General features: G+C 64.5%; 11 protein-coding genes and 1 tRNA gene. 7 read left to right on the forward strand and 5 right to left on the reverse strand.

What is annotated here, in order from left to right; all coding sequences use genetic code 11:
• Positions 1–4: 4 nt before the first annotated feature.
• A complete protein-coding gene (locus KVY23_RS10220; RefSeq protein WP_230556320.1) occupies positions 5–532 on the reverse strand; it encodes a YbhB/YbcL family Raf kinase inhibitor-like protein in 528 nt (175 codons plus the stop codon).
• A gap of 52 nt (positions 533–584) precedes the next feature.
• Entirely contained in the window at positions 585–1,955 is a 1,371-nt protein-coding gene (locus tag KVY23_RS10225) for a M20/M25/M40 family metallo-hydrolase (RefSeq protein WP_269417642.1), read from the reverse strand.
• 122 nt (positions 1,956–2,077) lie between these two features.
• On the opposite strand from KVY23_RS10225, the gene KVY23_RS10230 reads away from it, so the two are divergent.
• The 6 genes from KVY23_RS10230 to KVY23_RS10255 all read left to right on the forward strand — a co-directional run bounded on the left by KVY23_RS10230 (position 2,078) and on the right by KVY23_RS10255 (position 9,219).
• Positions 2,078–2,166: transfer RNA gene (locus KVY23_RS10230), tRNA-Leu, on the forward strand.
• A gap of 129 nt (positions 2,167–2,295) precedes the next feature.
• Positions 2,296–3,780 carry an SDR family oxidoreductase gene (locus tag KVY23_RS10235; RefSeq protein WP_230556321.1) on the forward strand — a complete coding sequence of 495 codons (1,485 nt, stop codon included), beginning with the start codon at positions 2,296–2,298 and terminating at the stop codon, positions 3,778–3,780.
• 101 nt (positions 3,781–3,881) lie between these two features.
• Positions 3,882–5,378 (forward strand): glutamate-cysteine ligase family protein, encoded by a 1,497-nt coding sequence (locus KVY23_RS10240; RefSeq protein ID WP_230556322.1) that lies wholly within the window; start codon positions 3,882–3,884, stop codon positions 5,376–5,378.
• Positions 5,379–5,426: 48 nt separating this feature from the next.
• Entirely contained in the window at positions 5,427–6,710 is a 1,284-nt protein-coding gene (locus KVY23_RS10245; protein ID WP_230556323.1) for a trans-acting enoyl reductase family protein, read from the forward strand.
• A complete protein-coding gene (locus KVY23_RS10250; RefSeq protein ID WP_230556324.1) occupies positions 6,692–8,113 on the forward strand; it encodes a CoA transferase in 1,422 nt (473 codons plus the stop codon). Before KVY23_RS10245 ends, KVY23_RS10250 begins: the two co-directional genes overlap by 19 nt.
• Positions 8,114–8,202: 89 nt before the next feature.
• Complete coding sequence (locus tag KVY23_RS10255; RefSeq protein WP_230556426.1) at positions 8,203–9,219, forward strand: nucleoside hydrolase; 1,017 nt, start codon at positions 8,203–8,205, stop codon at positions 9,217–9,219.
• On the opposite strand, the gene meaB is transcribed toward KVY23_RS10255, so the two are convergent.
• Genes meaB through mutA form a run of 3 tightly spaced genes read right to left on the reverse strand, consistent with a single transcriptional unit; the run spans position 9,213 to position 14,415 of the window.
• On the reverse strand, positions 9,213–10,229 hold the full coding sequence (meaB, locus tag KVY23_RS10260) for a methylmalonyl Co-A mutase-associated GTPase MeaB (RefSeq protein WP_230556325.1): 1,017 nt from the start codon (positions 10,227–10,229) through the stop codon (positions 9,213–9,215). The two genes, KVY23_RS10255 and meaB, sit on opposite strands and share 7 nt — an antisense overlap.
• A gap of 2 nt (positions 10,230–10,231) precedes the next feature.
• On the reverse strand, positions 10,232–12,544 hold the full coding sequence (gene scpA, locus KVY23_RS10265) for a methylmalonyl-CoA mutase (protein ID WP_230556326.1): 2,313 nt from the start codon (positions 12,542–12,544) through the stop codon (positions 10,232–10,234).
• Between the two features lie 2 nt (positions 12,545–12,546).
• Positions 12,547–14,415 carry a methylmalonyl-CoA mutase small subunit gene (gene mutA / locus KVY23_RS10270; RefSeq protein ID WP_230556327.1) on the reverse strand — a complete coding sequence of 623 codons (1,869 nt, stop codon included), beginning with the start codon at positions 14,413–14,415 and terminating at the stop codon, positions 12,547–12,549.
• Between the two features lie 170 nt (positions 14,416–14,585).
• Here mutA and KVY23_RS10275 point away from each other — a divergent pair, with 170 nt between their 5' ends.
• Entirely contained in the window at positions 14,586–15,323 is a 738-nt protein-coding gene (locus KVY23_RS10275) for a TVP38/TMEM64 family protein (protein WP_230556328.1), read from the forward strand.
• Positions 15,324–15,348 lie beyond the last annotated feature (25 nt).

Consider the following 15,348-nt stretch of genomic DNA (forward strand, 5'->3'; position numbering starts at 1 on the left):
CCTGTCAGGCCTCGTACACACCGGTCAGCAGGGCGCGGCCGATGGCGTGCGAGAACAGGTTGAACCCGAGATACGCAGGCGTCGCCGTCTCGTCGACCTCCAAGCGGTCCACATCGACAGCGTGCACCGCGAAGATGTATCGATGCGGTCCGTGCCCGGCCGGCGGGGCCGCACCGATGTACCGGAACAGACCCGCGTCGTTCTTCAACGTCACCGCAGTGGCAGGGACACCGGTTCCGGTGTCGTCCCCGGCACCCGAGACGAGTGATGTTGTGGTCACCGGGATGTTCGCGACGGCCCAGTGCCAGAAGCCGGACCCCGTCGGCGCGTCCGGATCGAAGACGGTAACCGCGAAGCTCTTGGTCCCGTCCGGGAACCCGGACCACGACAGCTGCGGCGACGCGTCGTGTCCTCCCGCGCCCATGATTCCGCTGACCTGCTGGGCCGACAGCGTGGCGCCTTCCGCGAGATCCTCCGAGGTCAGTTCGAACGAGGGCAAATCAGGTAGCGCTTCGTAGGGGTCGTGAGTCATCGACATTCCTTTCGGTACTTTCTTCATGGTCGTTCCGCAGCGTGGGTCATTCTCAGCTGTGGAGCAGGAAGTGTTCCAACACCTGTGTACCGAACTCGAGTGACTCCACCGGCACACGCTCGTCGACACCGTGGAACAGGGCAGCGAAATCTAGCTCGGGAGGCAGCTTGAGCGGTGCGAACCCGAAGCACCGAATACCCAGCTTCGCGAAAGCCTTTGCATCGGTCCCGCCCGACAGCATGTACGGAACAGTCCGACCGTTCTCGTCGTGTGCGAGCACTGCAGCGTTCATGGCGTCGACGAGATGGCCGTCGAAGGTGGTCTCGTACGAGTCGAGGGCGGTGATCCACTCCCGCTCGACATTCGGACCGATCAGTTCGTCGACCTCGCGCTCGAACTCCGCCTGCCTACCGGGAACGACGCGGCAGTCGATCACTGCCTCGGCCGTCTGCGGAATCACGTTTGCCTTGTAGCCGGCCTTCAACATCGTCGGATTGGCGGTATCGCGCAGCGTCGCACCCACGATGCGTGCGATGCTTCCGAGCTTGCGCAGCGTTCCGTCCAGATCCGGGGACGCCGGGTCGAAGTCCAGACCGGTTTCCTCGGCCACCGCGGACAGGAATTCCGCCACCGAATCGGAGATCACCAACGGAAAAGTGTGATTGCCGAGTTTCGCGACGGCTTCGGCGAGATAGGTGACTGCGTTCTCATCGTGCAGGAACGAGCCGTGCCCGGCCCGCGCCTTCGCGGTCAGCTTCATCCAACCGAGACCCTTCTCGGCTGTCTCGACCATGTAGAGGCGTTTCTCGGTACCGTCGGGCCGAGCGACCGTCAGCGAGAAACCACCGACCTCCCCCACTGCCTCGGTGACACCCTCGAAGAGATCCGGACGGTTCTCCACCAACCAGTGGGATCCCCACCGCCCACCGTTCTCTTCGTCGGCGAGGAAGGCGAACATGATGGGACGCGGCGGCACCGTCCCGTTCGACTTGAACTGGCGCGCCAACGCGAGGGCCATCCCGACCATGTCCTTCATGTCCACCGCACCCCGGCCCCAGACGTAGCCGTCCTCGACCGCACCGGAGAACGGATGCACGCTCCAGTCAGCCGGTTCTGCGGGCACCACATCGAGGTGGCCGTGGATCAGCAGCGTTCCGCGAGCAGGATCGGCGCCCGCGAGCGTCGCGAATACGTTGCCGCGTCCCGGCGCCCCGGATTCGACGTACTCGGTCTCGTAGCCGACCTCGGCCAGCTTGTGCGCCACCCACTCGGCGCACTCCTTCTCACCCTTGGTGGTCTCGAGTTCACCGGTGTTCGAGGTGTCGAATCGAATGAGGGCACTGACGAGGTCGACAACCTCGTCGAGCGCGGAGGTACGTGCGGATTTTTCGGGGGTTCTATCGGCTTCATCGGCAGGAGACACACCTTGTTCCTACCACCCACCGACGTTCCACGTACGAACTGACGTGCGGATTTGGGCGTTCGGCATCGTGTCGTATATCTTTGTCCAGCACGCAGCGAGCAGCTGCGGCAGAGCATGAACTGGTCCGAGTGGCGGAATGGCAGACGCGCTAGCTTGAGGTGCTAGTGTCCTATTAACGGACGTGGGGGTTCAAGTCCCCCCTCGGACACCAGCGATCGAATCACGATCCGCAAGTTCTGTGTTGAGACAGACGAGACAAGCCCCGATTCTTCGCGAATCGGGGCTTGTCTCGTCTGTGGGTCCAACCCGAGCTGCAGAGCCCGCCGAAAGGACAGCTTTCATGACCGCACCCGTGCACGATGATGCTTCGGACGGTCGGTCGGTGGATCCGGCAGACCTGGCGACGTGCCTGCGCGTGCTGCAGCAGGTCGGAGAACTCGACAGCAGCCATCCCGATTCGATTGCGGTGCAACGAGCATCGGGCCGGATGTTCAAGAACTTGAAGAAGTCGCGCCGAGTTGCGGCTCGGACCGCCATTTCGGAAGCGGACCGGGCCGTGGTGGCTGCCACCGCGACAGGCTCGCCGGAACGGATCGACGACGAGACAGCAGGGTTGTCGCTGACCGCGCGAGCATCCGGTGAATACGCCGGAACGCTGGTTCGCCCGCGACCGTGCTACATCTGCAAGCAGCGATACACCCTCGTCGACGCCTTCTATCACCAACTGTGCCCCGACTGCGCGGAGCTCAATCGAAGCAAGCGTGACGCGAGGACGGATCTGTCGGGGCGGCGAGCGCTGCTGACAGGCGGACGGGCGAAGATCGGCATGTACATCGCGCTGCGCCTTCTGCGCGACGGCGCCCACACCACCATCACCACACGTTTCCCCAAAGATGCGATTCGGCGCTTCTCGGCTATGGACGACAGCGACCGGTGGATGCATCGACTCCGAGTCGTCGGAATCGACCTGCGGGACCCGGCTCAGGTGGTCGCGCTCGCCGACTCGGTGGCGGCCGAAGGTCCACTCGACATACTGATCAACAACGCGGCACAGACGGTCAAGCGCTCCGCCGGGTCGTACAGCGCACTGATCGATGCGGAGGCTCTCGCGTTGCCCGAGGGCGTCGGCGCCGAGGTCATCACCTTCGGTAAGACCAGCGAGGCTCATCCCAGCTCGCTTGCGACTTCTCTTCCGCAAACCCCGGTCGAGATCGGCGGCGCCGTCAGCGCGAGCATGGCGGTGTCGGTGAGTTCGCTTGCTCTGCTTGCCGGTTCGGCGACCGCCGAACGCATCGAACAGGGTCTCGCCATCGATGCCGGCGGCCTGGTCCCCGACCTGGCCGAGACGAACAGTTGGATCCACACCGTGGATCAGGTGGATCCGGTCGAACTCCTCGAAGTCCAACTGTGCAATTCGGTCGCCCCGTTCATTCTGGTATCGCGCCTGCGAGCTGCGATGGAAGCATCACCGTCCCGGCGGAAGTACATCGTCAACGTTTCCGCGATGGAAGGCCAGTTCAGCCGGGCGTACAAAGGCCCTGGGCACCCCCACACGAACATGGCCAAGGCCGCGTTGAACATGCTGACCAGGACGAGCGCGAAGGAAATGCGTGAGAACGGAATCCTGATGAGCGCCGTGGACACCGGCTGGATCACCGACGAGCGCCCACACCACACCAAGATGCGACTCGCGGACGAAGGTTTCCACGCACCACTCGACCTCGTCGACGGTGCTGCGCGCGTCTACGACCCCATCGTTCAGGGCGAACTCGGTGTGGATCTGTACGGCCAGTTTCTGAAGGACTTCTCGCCGTCCCCCTGGTGACTCGCGCACCCCTTCGTGACCTGCGACGTTTGCGCTGCAATACTCGCGGCTATACGGACCTTTCGGGTGCTCGGACGGTGTGGAAGGCAAGGTGATCGTCGATGGGCCAAGAGGTCGAACAGCGAAAATTCACCCGGCAGGATCGACACAGGTTCCGGCAGAAGGTTCAGGACTGCCTCGATGCCTTGGCGGAGATGCTCGCAGAGCGGACCTTCGACGTGGGCGAACCGCAGATCGGGATGGAAGTCGAACTGAACCTGATCGACGCCGAGATGGCGCCGTCGATGGCGAACGCCGCCGTTCTCGATGCCATCGCCGATCCCGACTATCAGACCGAACTCGGTCAGTTCAATATCGAGATCAACGTCGCGCCGCGCCCACTGCACGGTCGCAGCATGGCCGATCTCGAACACGATCTGCGTCGTTCACTCAACGCCGCCAACGAACGAGCACGGACCTCCGGTAGCCGAATCGTCATGATCGGCATGTTGCCTACCTTGGCGGAAAAGCACTTCGAACATCGTTGGTTGTCCGCGAGTCCCCGCTACGATCTGTTGAATCAACAGATCTTTGCAGCGCGCGGCGAGGACATCGAACTGCAGATCTCCGGCGTGCGGCTTCCCGGGGCCGCTGCCGCGGAGGAACTCTCGACCGTCACCGACACCATTCTCCCCGAGGCGGCGTGCACGTCCGTTCAACTCCATCTGCAGGTCGACCCCGACGAGTTCGCCTCCTATTGGAACGCAGCCCAGGCAATTGCAGGAGTGCAGGTAGCCCTCGCCGCGAACTCACCGTTCTTCGCCGGCAAGGCACTGTGGCACGAAACGCGACTGCCGCTGTTCGAACAGGCGACCGACACCCGACCACTCGAGCTGAAGAATCAGGGCGTGCGGCCACGCGTGTGGTTCGGTGAACGGTGGATCACCTCCATCTTCGACCTCTTCGAGGAGAACTCTCGCTACTTCCCTGCGTTGTTGCCGGTGTGCAGTGCCGAGCACCCCAAGGAAGTACTCGCCGCGGGAGGTACCCCCGAACTATCGGAACTCCGAATGCACAACGGCACCGTGTATCGGTGGAACCGTCCCATCTACGACAGCACCGGCGGCGGTCACCACCTTCGCCTCGAGAACCGCGTGCTACCTGCTGGGCCGTCGGTGATCGACACCCTTGCCGATGCGGCGTTCTACTACGGCACGGTCAAATCGCTCGCCGACGCCGACCGGCCCCTGTGGACGCAGATGTCTTACGACGCCGCGATCGAGAACCTGCATTCGGCGGCGCGGAGCGGCTTCGATTCGCGCCTGTACTGGCCGGAGGTCGGCTGGGTGACTCCACAGGAACTGGTGCTCCGACGATTGCTTCCGATGGCGGACGCGGGACTGGCCGCCTACGGCGTCGACACAGCTGTGCGGGAGAGGTATCTGGGAGTTATCGAGGCCCGCTGCCTGAGCAAACGCTCAGGGTCGGTATGGCAGCGCGAATCCGTGGCGGCCCGCGAACGCGCGGGCGACAGCCGTGAGACCGCTCTCGCCGGAATGCTCGCCGACTACGTGCAATTGATGGACGAGGGGAAGCCGGTTCATACTTGGCCGCTCTGAAGGTCGGCGTCTTCGACTCCGTCGGTGATCCGCGTTAGTGTCGGTTGCATGACATCCAGCGACACGAACAGCGGCACCGAGCCGACCGACAAAGCTGCGGCATCACGCCAGTACGACATCGTCGTCTACGGCGCTACCGGCTTCGTCGGGCGCCTCACCGCGGCGTACCTCGCCGAGCATGCGCCGGCGGGCACCGCGATCGCGCTGGCCGGGCGTTCGCGCTCGAAGCTCGTCGCTGCACGCCGATCGCTTCCGGGTACCGCCGCCGAGTGGCCCCTCGTCGAAGCCGATGCCACCGACATCGACTCGCTGCGAAGCATGGCCGAGTCCACTCGCGTGGTGATCACCACGGTCGGACCGTACGCCAAGTACGGTCTGCCGCTCACCACGGTCTGCGCAGAATCCGGTACCGATTACGTCGACCTCACCGGAGAGGTGCTGTTCGCTCGCAAGAGCATCGACACCAACCACGAGATCGCGAAGCGTACCGGCGCCCGAATCGTGCACTCGTGCGGATTCGATTCCATACCGTCCGATATCGGTGTCCATGTGCTCCACGCTGCTACCGTCGCCGACGCTGCCGGCGAACTGACGGACACCACCCTGGTCGTCAGCTCGATGCGCGGCGGTGTGAGCGGCGGCACCATCGATTCGCTTCGAACACAGATCCAGGAGGTCAAGAAGGACAGCGCCCTCCGCAAGCTCGCAGCAAGTCCGTACTCACTGAGCCCCGACCGGTCCCTGGAACCGGATCTCGGCCGTCAATCCGATGTGACATTGGTCAACGGCACCGAGATCGCCCCCAACCTGCGCGGCTGGAAGGCACCCTTCGTCATGGCGTCCTACAACACTCGGATCGTGCGACGTAGCAATGCATTACGCGATTACGCCTACGGCCGAAAGTTCCGCTACCGGGAAGTGATGTCGGTCGGCTCGTCGATCGCGTCCCCGGTCATAGCCGGAGTGGTCTCTGCTGGCCTGGGGGCAGTGGTCCTGGGGATGACATTCCTACCCGGCAAGATCCTCGATCGCGTTCTGCCGAAGCCGGGCGACGGTCCCAGCCCCGAGGCGCAGGAAAGCGGGCACTTCACCGTCGATCTATACACCACAGCGACGAACGGTGCGAAATACCAGTCCCGGGTCAAGGCCGCAGGAGACCCGGGTTACAAGGCCACATCGGTGATGCTCGGCGAATCCGCGCTCGCCCTCGTGCACAATCGGGACGAGTTGCCCGACTCCAGCGGCGTTCTCACGCCTGCAACTGGTATCGGAGATGCACTCGTATCCCGTTTGCGCGGAGCCGGACTCGAAATATGGGCGAAGAAGATCTGATCCACGCGGGCCTTCTCCGCGATTACGACCGAGCCCTCGGCACCGACTCCACCGGGAGTCGGATCGACGAACTCCGATGGGGTACCGGGTTGTCCGCGCGACTACCCGTGCGCGAACTGGCCGCGGACTCGGTCGCGTGCCTCGCTGCCGCCATCGACCGCTTTCGCGCGAGCCGAAATCTGCCCAGTTCCAGGTGGCTGCTCGATCCGAACCGGATCACGGCGTCGTTCTCGGGCGAAAAGATGCTTCGAATCGAAGGCGAGCCGGTGCAGGCGTTTTCGGAGCTATCCGGGTTCTTCGAAAGCGCCGACGGATGGGTGCGCACGCATGCGAACTATCCACACCACAAGCGCGCGCTCACCGAGGCACTGGGCCTCGCGCCCGAGGTCGAGTGCGAAAGGTTGTCGGCGCGGCTGGCAGAACTGCCGGGGTCGGAGATCGAACACCGTTGCGCGCGTGGCAACGCCATCGCTGTGCGGGTGCGTACCGAGGACGAATGGATCTGCGCCGAAGGCGCCGAGGCAAGTCGCGGCCCGTTGGTGCGCCGTACCGCGCGCCTCGTCCCAGCGAACACCGAGCAAGCGAATCTCGAGCAAGCGGATCTCGAGCAAGGAGCGCAGGTGCAACGCGCACGCGTGCGCGCGGAGCGACCGCTGGACGGGCTTCGAGTACTCGACTTGACGCGGGTCATCGCCGGCCCCGTTGCTACGCGGGCCTTGGCTCTGCTCGGTGCGTCGGTGCTGCGCATCGACGCACCGCGGTTGCCGGAGATCGAGTGGCAGCATCTGGAGAACGGTCAAGGAAAGCGTTCCGCGACGGTCGATGCGACCTCCGCCCGCGGCGCCCGGATCCTGACCGAGCTCCTCACTCAGGCCGACGTCCTCGTCACCGGATACCGGCCGGGATCGATCGAGTCCGTGCTGCCCCGCGTCCCCGCTCGGATCGTGCACGCGACAGTGTCCGCCTGGAGTCCGGGGCCATGGCACCAGCGGCGGGGATTCGACAGCATCGTGCAGGCCGCATCGGGGATCGCGCTGATCGAACACACCGACGGGCGTCCCGGCGCGCTACCTGCGCAGGCGCTCGACCACGCGAGCGGATACCTGCTCGCGGCGGGGGTGGTGGACTCACTCGCCGACATCGAAACGGGTGCACCCGGAAACCATGTGGCGGTCTCGCTCGAGCGAACAGCGGCATGGCTGCTGTCCGCTCCCGGTCGACGCACGGACCCACCCTCGCCGACTCTCCCCCCGGCAACCACTACCACCACCGTTCACGGCGCTATCAGGTCCGCCAAACCTGCTCTGGCAGAGTATGCGGACTACCGCTCACCAGCGCATGCGTGGGGCAGCGACGTGCCTGTGTTCGACGTACCTGATGGTCCGAGCCCGATGAGCAGTTGATCATTGCGCACGTGCACGATGGACAAGTGCGCACTACTCCCCCATCGTTCGAGAGGTCGGCCTCGGCAAGCCAGCAGAGTGTGGTGCCGATGATCGTCGATGTCGACACCGGGATCGACGATTCCCTCGCCCTGCTCTACCTGCTGGCGCATCCGCGGGCAGAGATCCTGTCGATCGCCTCGACCGCCGGGAACGTACCCGTCGATCAGGTCGCCGCCAACAATCTCGCTTGGCTCGATCTGTGCAAAGCCGGCGATATCGAGGTCACCCTCGGCGCACAGACGCCGCTGCTCGCGCCCCTGATGACTACCGAGGACACGCACGGGCCCCAGGGCATCGGATACGCCGAACTACCGGTTTCGCAGCGGAAGCTCTCCAACCGCAACGCGACCAACGCCTGGGTGGAACTCGTTCGCGAGCGACCTGGGCAGATCACCGGCCTCGTGACCGGGCCGCTGACGAACCTGGCGATGGCCATTCGGATCGAGCCGGCCCTGCCTCGTCTGTTGCAAAGGCTTGTCGTGATGGGTGGCGCTTTTCATCATCCCGGCAACACGACCCCGACCAGCGAATGGAACATCGCCGTCGACCCCGAAGCCGCTGCCGAGGTCTTCGCGGCGTTCGCAGGACTACCGGCGGACCGCCTACCGATAGTCTGCCCGCTCGACATCACGGAGACGATGGAGATGCGCCCCGATCACATCGCTCGACTGGCCGAGCGCGCCGGCAGTTCCCCAGCGGAGGTCATCGCCGACCACCACGCACCCACCACGCGCTCAGCGGCCTCCAACCCCGTCATTCGTCATTTCTCCGACGCCGTCCGGTTCTACATGGAGTTTCACCGAGACCACGACCAGGGATTCCTGGCACACATGCATGATCCGTTCGCCGCGGCCGTCGCACTCGACCCCTCCATCGTGACGTGCCGCGTCGCCACCGTGGACGTCGAACTGGCCGGGACACTCACGCGCGGAACCACGGTCGCGGACTGGCGGGGCATGTGGGGCCGCGAGCCCAACGCGGCGATCGCCACGACGACGGATCCAGTGCGGTTCTTCGACGATCTGATCGACCGCGTCGGCGGGATGGCCGAAAGGCTCTACTGAGCGGGCGAGCGACCGTCGAACGCGTCGAGCAGCTCCTGTGCGGCCAGCGCAGCGGTCAACGAGCCGGCACGCACACGCTGTTCGACATCGGACCGGATCGCTTTGACCGCCGGGTTCTGCGCCAGGCGCCGCAGCAACTGATCATCGACCATCGTCCAGGTCCAATCGACCTGCTGTTTGCGACGCTTCTCTGCGAACTCGCCCGCATCGGTGAGCACCTGACGGTGTCTTTCGACGGTGTCCCAGTACTCCGCGATGCCCGTCCCCTCGAGAGCGCTCATCGTCAGAACCGGCGGCTGCCAAATGGCATCGTGTGGATAGATCATCCGCAGTGCGCCGGCCAGTTCGCGGGCCGCGCTTTCCGCCTCGACGGCATGCTTGCCGTCGGCCTTGTTCACGGCGACCAGATCGGCCAACTCGAGAACACCCTTCTTGATGCCCTGCAGCTGGTCACCCGTACGCGCGAGAGTGAGAAAAGTGAAGCAGTCCACCATGTTCGCCACGGTCACCTCGGACTGCCCAACACCGACTGTCTCGACGAGAATCACATCGAAGCCTGCGGCCTCGAGCAGCACGATGGTCTCGCGCGTTGCCCGAGCGACGCCGCCGAGTGTGCCCGATGTCGGCGACGGCCTGATGTAGGCGTCCTTCTCGACCGCCAACCGGGCCATGCGGGTCTTGTCTCCCAGTATCGACCCGCCTGTGCGGGTCGACGACGGATCGACGGCGAGCACCGCAACCCGATGCCCACGCTCGATCAAGTACATGCCCAGGGTGTCGATGAATGTTGATTTCCCCACCCCTGGAACGCCTGTGATGCCGACGCGATGAGACGCGCCGGCATGCGGCAGAAGCTGCAGCAGTAGCTGCTGGGCCAAATCACGATGGTCGGCACGGGTGGACTCGACGAGTGTGATGGCGCGAGCAAGACCGGACCGCTCGTTTGCCAGTACCGACGCTGCTACGACGTCGATGTCCACCGTGCGTGCCGGGCGTTTCGGAGCGCTCATACTCAGGCGCTGGCCTCACGCTCGGACGGATGCGGTGCGTGACCGAGCTGGACGGAGAGCTTTTCCACCAGACCGATCGCGGCGTCGGCGATCACCGTCCCCGGCGGGAAGATCGCAGCCGCGCCTGCGGCATGAAGCTCCTCGAAGTCACCGGGTGGGATGACACCGCCGACGACGATCATGATGTCCGGGCGGTCGACTGCGGCCAGAGCCTCCCGCAGGGCCGGAACCAGCGTCAGGTGACCGGCGGCAAGGGAGGACACACCGACGACGTGAACGTCGTTGTCGGCCGCCTGACGCGCCACCTCCTCCGGCGTCTGGAACAGCGGGCCGACGTCGACGTCGAACCCGATGTCCGCGAACGCCGTTGCGATGACCTTTTGCCCTCGGTCGTGGCCGTCTTGGCCCATCTTGCATACGAGCACACGTGGGCGGCGCCCCTCGTCCTCGGCGAACTGTTCGACCAGCTCGGTCGCCCGGGCGAGGTTCTTGGATTTGCCTGCTTCGTCGCGGTACACACCACTGATTGTCCGGATCTCTGCCTGATGGCGCCCGTAGACCTTCTCGAGCGCCTCGGAGATCTCGCCGACGGTGGCCATCTTGCGGGCCGCATCGATCGCCAGATTCAGCAGATTGTTCTCCATACCGGGCTGATCCGACGCTGCGGCCCGGGTCAGGTTTGCCAGCGCCGCCTCGACCTCGCCGGAGTCGCGCTCGGCGCGCAGCCGGGCGAGCTTGTCGATTTGTTCCTTGCGCACCTTCGAATTCTCGACCTTGAGAACCTCGATCGTGTCCGGCTCGTCGGGCACGTACTTGTTGACGCCGACGAGTGGCTGGCGACCCGAGTCGATGCGGGCCTGCGTTCGTGCGGCGGCCTCTTCGATACGCAGTTTGGGGATGCCTTCACCGATCGCCTGCGCCATGCCCCCCGCCGCTTCGACCTCGGCGATATGGGCTCGGGCCCGATTGGCAAGCTGGTGGGTGAGCCACTCGACGTAATGCGAGCCACCCCATGGATCGATCGGACGCGTGGTGTTGGACTCCTGCTGGATCAACAGCTGAGTGTTTCGTGCGATGCGCGCAGAGAAGTCCGTCGGTAGTGCGAGTGCCTCGTCGAGAGCGTTGGTGTGCAGCGACTGAGTGTGGCCCTGTGTCGCCGCCATGGCTTCGACGCAGGTCCGGGCGACGTTGTTGAATACATCCTGCGCCGTGAGCGACCATCCCGAAGTCTGCGAATGGGTGCGGAGCGAGCGTGACTTGGCACTCTTCGGCTCGAACTTCTGCACCAGTTCCGACCAGAGGAGACGCCCAGCGCGAAGTTTGGCAACCTCCATGAAGAAGTTCATTCCGATAGCCCAGAAGAACGACAGGCGCGGCGCAAAGGTATCGATGTCCATGCCCGCATCCAAGCCGGCGCGAATGTACTCGACGCCGTCCGCGAGCGTGTATGCCAGCTCCAGATCTGCTGTCGCACCGGCCTCTTGGATGTGATACCCGGAGATGGAGATGGAATTGTACTTGGGCATCTCGGCGCTCGTGTACGCGAAGATGTCCGAGATGATCCGCATCGACGGCTTCGGCGGATAGATGTAGGTGTTGCGAACCATGAACTCTTTGAGAATGTCGTTCTGGATCGTGCCCGCGAGTTTGTCCGGCCCGACGCCCTGCTCCTCGGCCGCAGCAACGTACAAGGCAAGAATCGGCAGCACTGCCCCGTTCATCGTCATCGATACCGACACGCTGCCGAGATCGATGCCGTCGAAGAGCTGACGCATGTCGTAGATCGAATCGATCGCGACCCCTGCCATGCCCACGTCACCTTGTACACGGGGATGGTCCGAGTCGTAGCCTCGGTGCGTCGCGAGATCGAACGCGACCGATAGGCCCTTCTGGCCGGCTGCGAGGTTTCGGCGGTAGAAGGCGTTCGATTCGGCTGCGGTCGAGAATCCCGCGTACTGACGAATGGTCCACGGCTGGTTCACATACATCGTCGGGTACGGACCGCGTACGAATGGTGGTGCACCGGGATAGGAGTCGAGTGGATAGCCCTCCGCCTCGGCGGCGTCGCGGTCGGCCTTGGTGTAGACGGGCTTGACGTCGATACCTTCGGGGGTCGACCAAACCACCTGCTCGGCGGCGTAGTTGTTCGCCCTCGCACCCGCCTCGATGTGCGCGGCAACATCATCGCTGGATGGAGCGGCCGCTGGAGTCGCCTGCTGGTCTTTCAGGGGTACGTCGGCGAAGCTGCCGATCACCCGCTTGTTCGGTTCGGACTGCTGCGGCGCGGCCACTTCGGCGGTCTCGTCGGTGGTCATGATCATGCTCCCAGGTGGTCGAGGAGATCGGTGAGGACAGCGACAGCATCGACTTTCGCCGTGAGGAAATCATCGGGTCGCTCGGGGCCGGAGATATCGGTGAAGCTCGCGCCGGAACCGGCGAGCAATACGCGGTCGATGCCGGCCTCGCGTAGCGCTTGCACGGCTGCGCGTGCCTCCTCCGCGTAACGCTTGTCGGTCCCACACAGAACTGCGATCCGTGCCCCCGAACTGTGCACTGCATCGGCTATGGTCTCGGCGGTCAACGGGCCGGGGTTCTGCGCTTCGATGCCGCCGGAGGCAAGGAGATTCGCCGCAAAGGTGGTACGCACGTTGTGCTCTGCCACCGAGCCCAACGGAGCCAGCAACACGAGAGGCCGAGCATCGCGGCGGAGCAGATATGCATCCGACCGGTCTCGCAGTCTTTCGAACGCAGCGCCGTACCGAGCGACCGAGGAGGACGACTTCCCCGGGGCCGAAAGGGGGGCTTCGGCAAGGTTGGGGAACTCGTTGACACCGGTGAGGGGCAATCGTCGGTGTGCGATGTCCGCGTCGCGCGTGGATTCGACCTCGTCGATCGCTGCCGCAATGGCGCCGGATTTCAGTGCCGAGGTGTATCCGCCGTCCGCCTCGATGAGCTGGAAAAATTCCCAAGCTTTGTCGGCGATGTCCTCGGTGAGTTGTTCGATGTACCAGGACCCCGAACCTGGGTCGAGTACGCGACCCAGGTGGGACTCCTCGAGCAGCAACAGCTGTGTGTTCCTCGCTATTCGACCCGCGAATGTCTTCGACACACCCGCCGCGCCGCCCTCGAGCGCTGCATCGAACGGCAGCACGGTCACTGCGTCCGCGCCACCGATCCCTGCGCCGAACGCGGCGAGCGTCGTACGAAGCATGTTCACCCACGGGTCACGTTGAGCCATCATTGCTTCCGATGTCACCGCGTGTTGCGGAGCACCGCCGCGGTCTGGCTCGCCGCACACATCGGCGACCCGAGCCCAGGCCGCCCGAGCGGCCCGGAACTTCGCGATCGTCTGGAACTGATCGTCGGTGGCTGCATACCGGAACTCGATCTGCCCGAGCGCCTCGCCCACGGTCAAACCCGACTCGGTCAGCGTGCGCAGGTACTCGAGCCCTGCGGCGACAGCCGCCCCCACTTCCTGAGCATCGCTCGCACCGGCGTTGTGAAAAGCGGTGCCGTCGACGGTGATCGCGCGTATGCGCTCCTCGCGGTCGATCGAGCGTCGTGCAAGGGCGGCCATCGCGGCGAGATCCGGAACGTCGCCGTCTGGATCGACGAAACGAGACGTCAGCGGCGTGGCACCCAACCTGATGTCGACGGCGCGACGATCGGCGATTGTCGCCGCGTCCAGTACCGCGAACAGAGCGTCTGCGGCGGCTACGGTATCGGACCCGGCGTCGAGCACCAGTGGCGCCAGATCGAGCAGAACTCCGTCGAGCGTGCGACCGATGTCATCGACGGAAATGCCGCCCGAAGCCACCTGCAACCACAGCGCGCTGACACCGTTGTCGAGTCCGTCCAGGATCGAACGGTTGACGCTTTCGGCGTCCGAGGACCCGGCGCCGAAGCGAACGCTGACCTTCCACCCGGCGTTGACGTCGCGCGTCGCGTCGCGCCCCCGCACGAACGGGAATGCGCCCGGAAGAGGATTCTCCGGTAGCTCGTCGCGCACGCCGTACAACGGAGACACCGTCACCCCGTCGTACGTCGTGAAATCCAGCAAATGCTCGGGATCCTCGGGCAGGTCGGCAATATCGACCTTCCGCGATTTCGCGAGTACACCTGCAACAGCCTTCTGCCACGCCGTATACGCGTTGCGTGAGGCGTCTTCTTGTGTAGCAACGGACACGATGAATGCTCCCTCGACTCGACTGACTCGCTGCCGATCGACACAGTGCGATTCTTCTGTGATGCCGACCGCGATCGCTTCGACAGTATCGTGAGGATCACCTCACGTTTGCACGGGAGGTGGTTTTGTTAACGGCGAGGTGCACATCCGCGCCGGTAGAGTTGGCGAACGTGGTGAACAGTTCACGAGGTCTTCGGGTATTCGGCCTCGTCGCGCTGTTCGTCGCGCTCGGAGTGGTCGCTTCGATTGCACCGCACCCGTCGATCGAGCAGATCCGCGAGTGGGCCCATGCGGTCGGACCCACTTTTCCCCTGGTGTTCTTCGCGGTCCACACCATCGTGACGGTGGCACCGGTGCCCCGGACGTTGTTCACCCTCTCCGCAGGTGTGTTGTTCGGCCCCCTCACCGGGCTGGGCCTGACCGTGGGCGCATCGACTCTGAGCGCTGTGCTCGCGCTTCTGTTGGTTCGCGCGGTCGGTCGCGATTGGTTTTCGGCGCGCATGACGCACCCGGCGGTGCGCAGGATCGACGACTCCCTCGTTCGTCGTGGATGGCTGGCGGTGGGGTCGCTGAGGTTGATCGCCCCGGTCCCCTTCTCGGTAGTCAACTACTGCTGCGGGGTGTCCTCGATCCGCACTGTTCCGTTCGCTGCCGCGACCGCGGTCGGTGTGATTCCGGGCACTGTTGGAATTGTGCTCCTCGGCGATGCGCTCGGAGGTGACGCCGATCCACTGATGCTGGCCCTGTCCGGGGCCTTCATCGCGGTCGGTCTGGCCGGCTTGTTCATCGACTGGTGGCTGACAATGTCGAGTTCAATGTCGAGTTCAGGGTCGAGTTCCGGGTCGAGTTCAGACGCGGCACATCAAGCCAAGACACTGGATTTCGAGCAGTCAAGCCCTGATAGTTGACTCTTCATATTCAAGCTTATAGCCT

This window comes from Rhodococcus sp. I2R (assembly GCF_020889545.1).
In the GTDB taxonomy this organism is placed as follows: domain Bacteria; phylum Actinomycetota; class Actinomycetes; order Mycobacteriales; family Mycobacteriaceae; genus Rhodococcoides.

Bases quoted from the DNA above. Each gene is read 5' to 3' on its own strand.
- KVY23_RS10220 (WP_230556320.1), bottom strand. From the start codon at position 532: ATGACTCACGACCCCTACGAAGCGCTACCTGATTTGCCCTCGTTCGAA.
- KVY23_RS10235 (WP_230556321.1), top strand. From the start codon at position 2,296: ATGACCGCACCCGTGCACGATGATGCTTCGGACGGTCGGTCGGTGGAT.
- KVY23_RS10240 (WP_230556322.1), top strand. From the start codon at position 3,882: ATGGGCCAAGAGGTCGAACAGCGAAAATTCACCCGGCAGGATCGACAC.
- KVY23_RS10245 (WP_230556323.1), top strand. From the start codon at position 5,427: ATGACATCCAGCGACACGAACAGCGGCACCGAGCCGACCGACAAAGCT.
- KVY23_RS10250 (WP_230556324.1), top strand. From the start codon at position 6,692: ATGGGCGAAGAAGATCTGATCCACGCGGGCCTTCTCCGCGATTACGAC.
- KVY23_RS10255 (WP_230556426.1), top strand. From the start codon at position 8,203: ATGATCGTCGATGTCGACACCGGGATCGACGATTCCCTCGCCCTGCTC.
- meaB (WP_230556325.1), bottom strand. From the start codon at position 10,229: ATGAGCGCTCCGAAACGCCCGGCACGCACGGTGGACATCGACGTCGTA.
- scpA (WP_230556326.1), bottom strand. From the start codon at position 12,544: ATGACCACCGACGAGACCGCCGAAGTGGCCGCGCCGCAGCAGTCCGAA.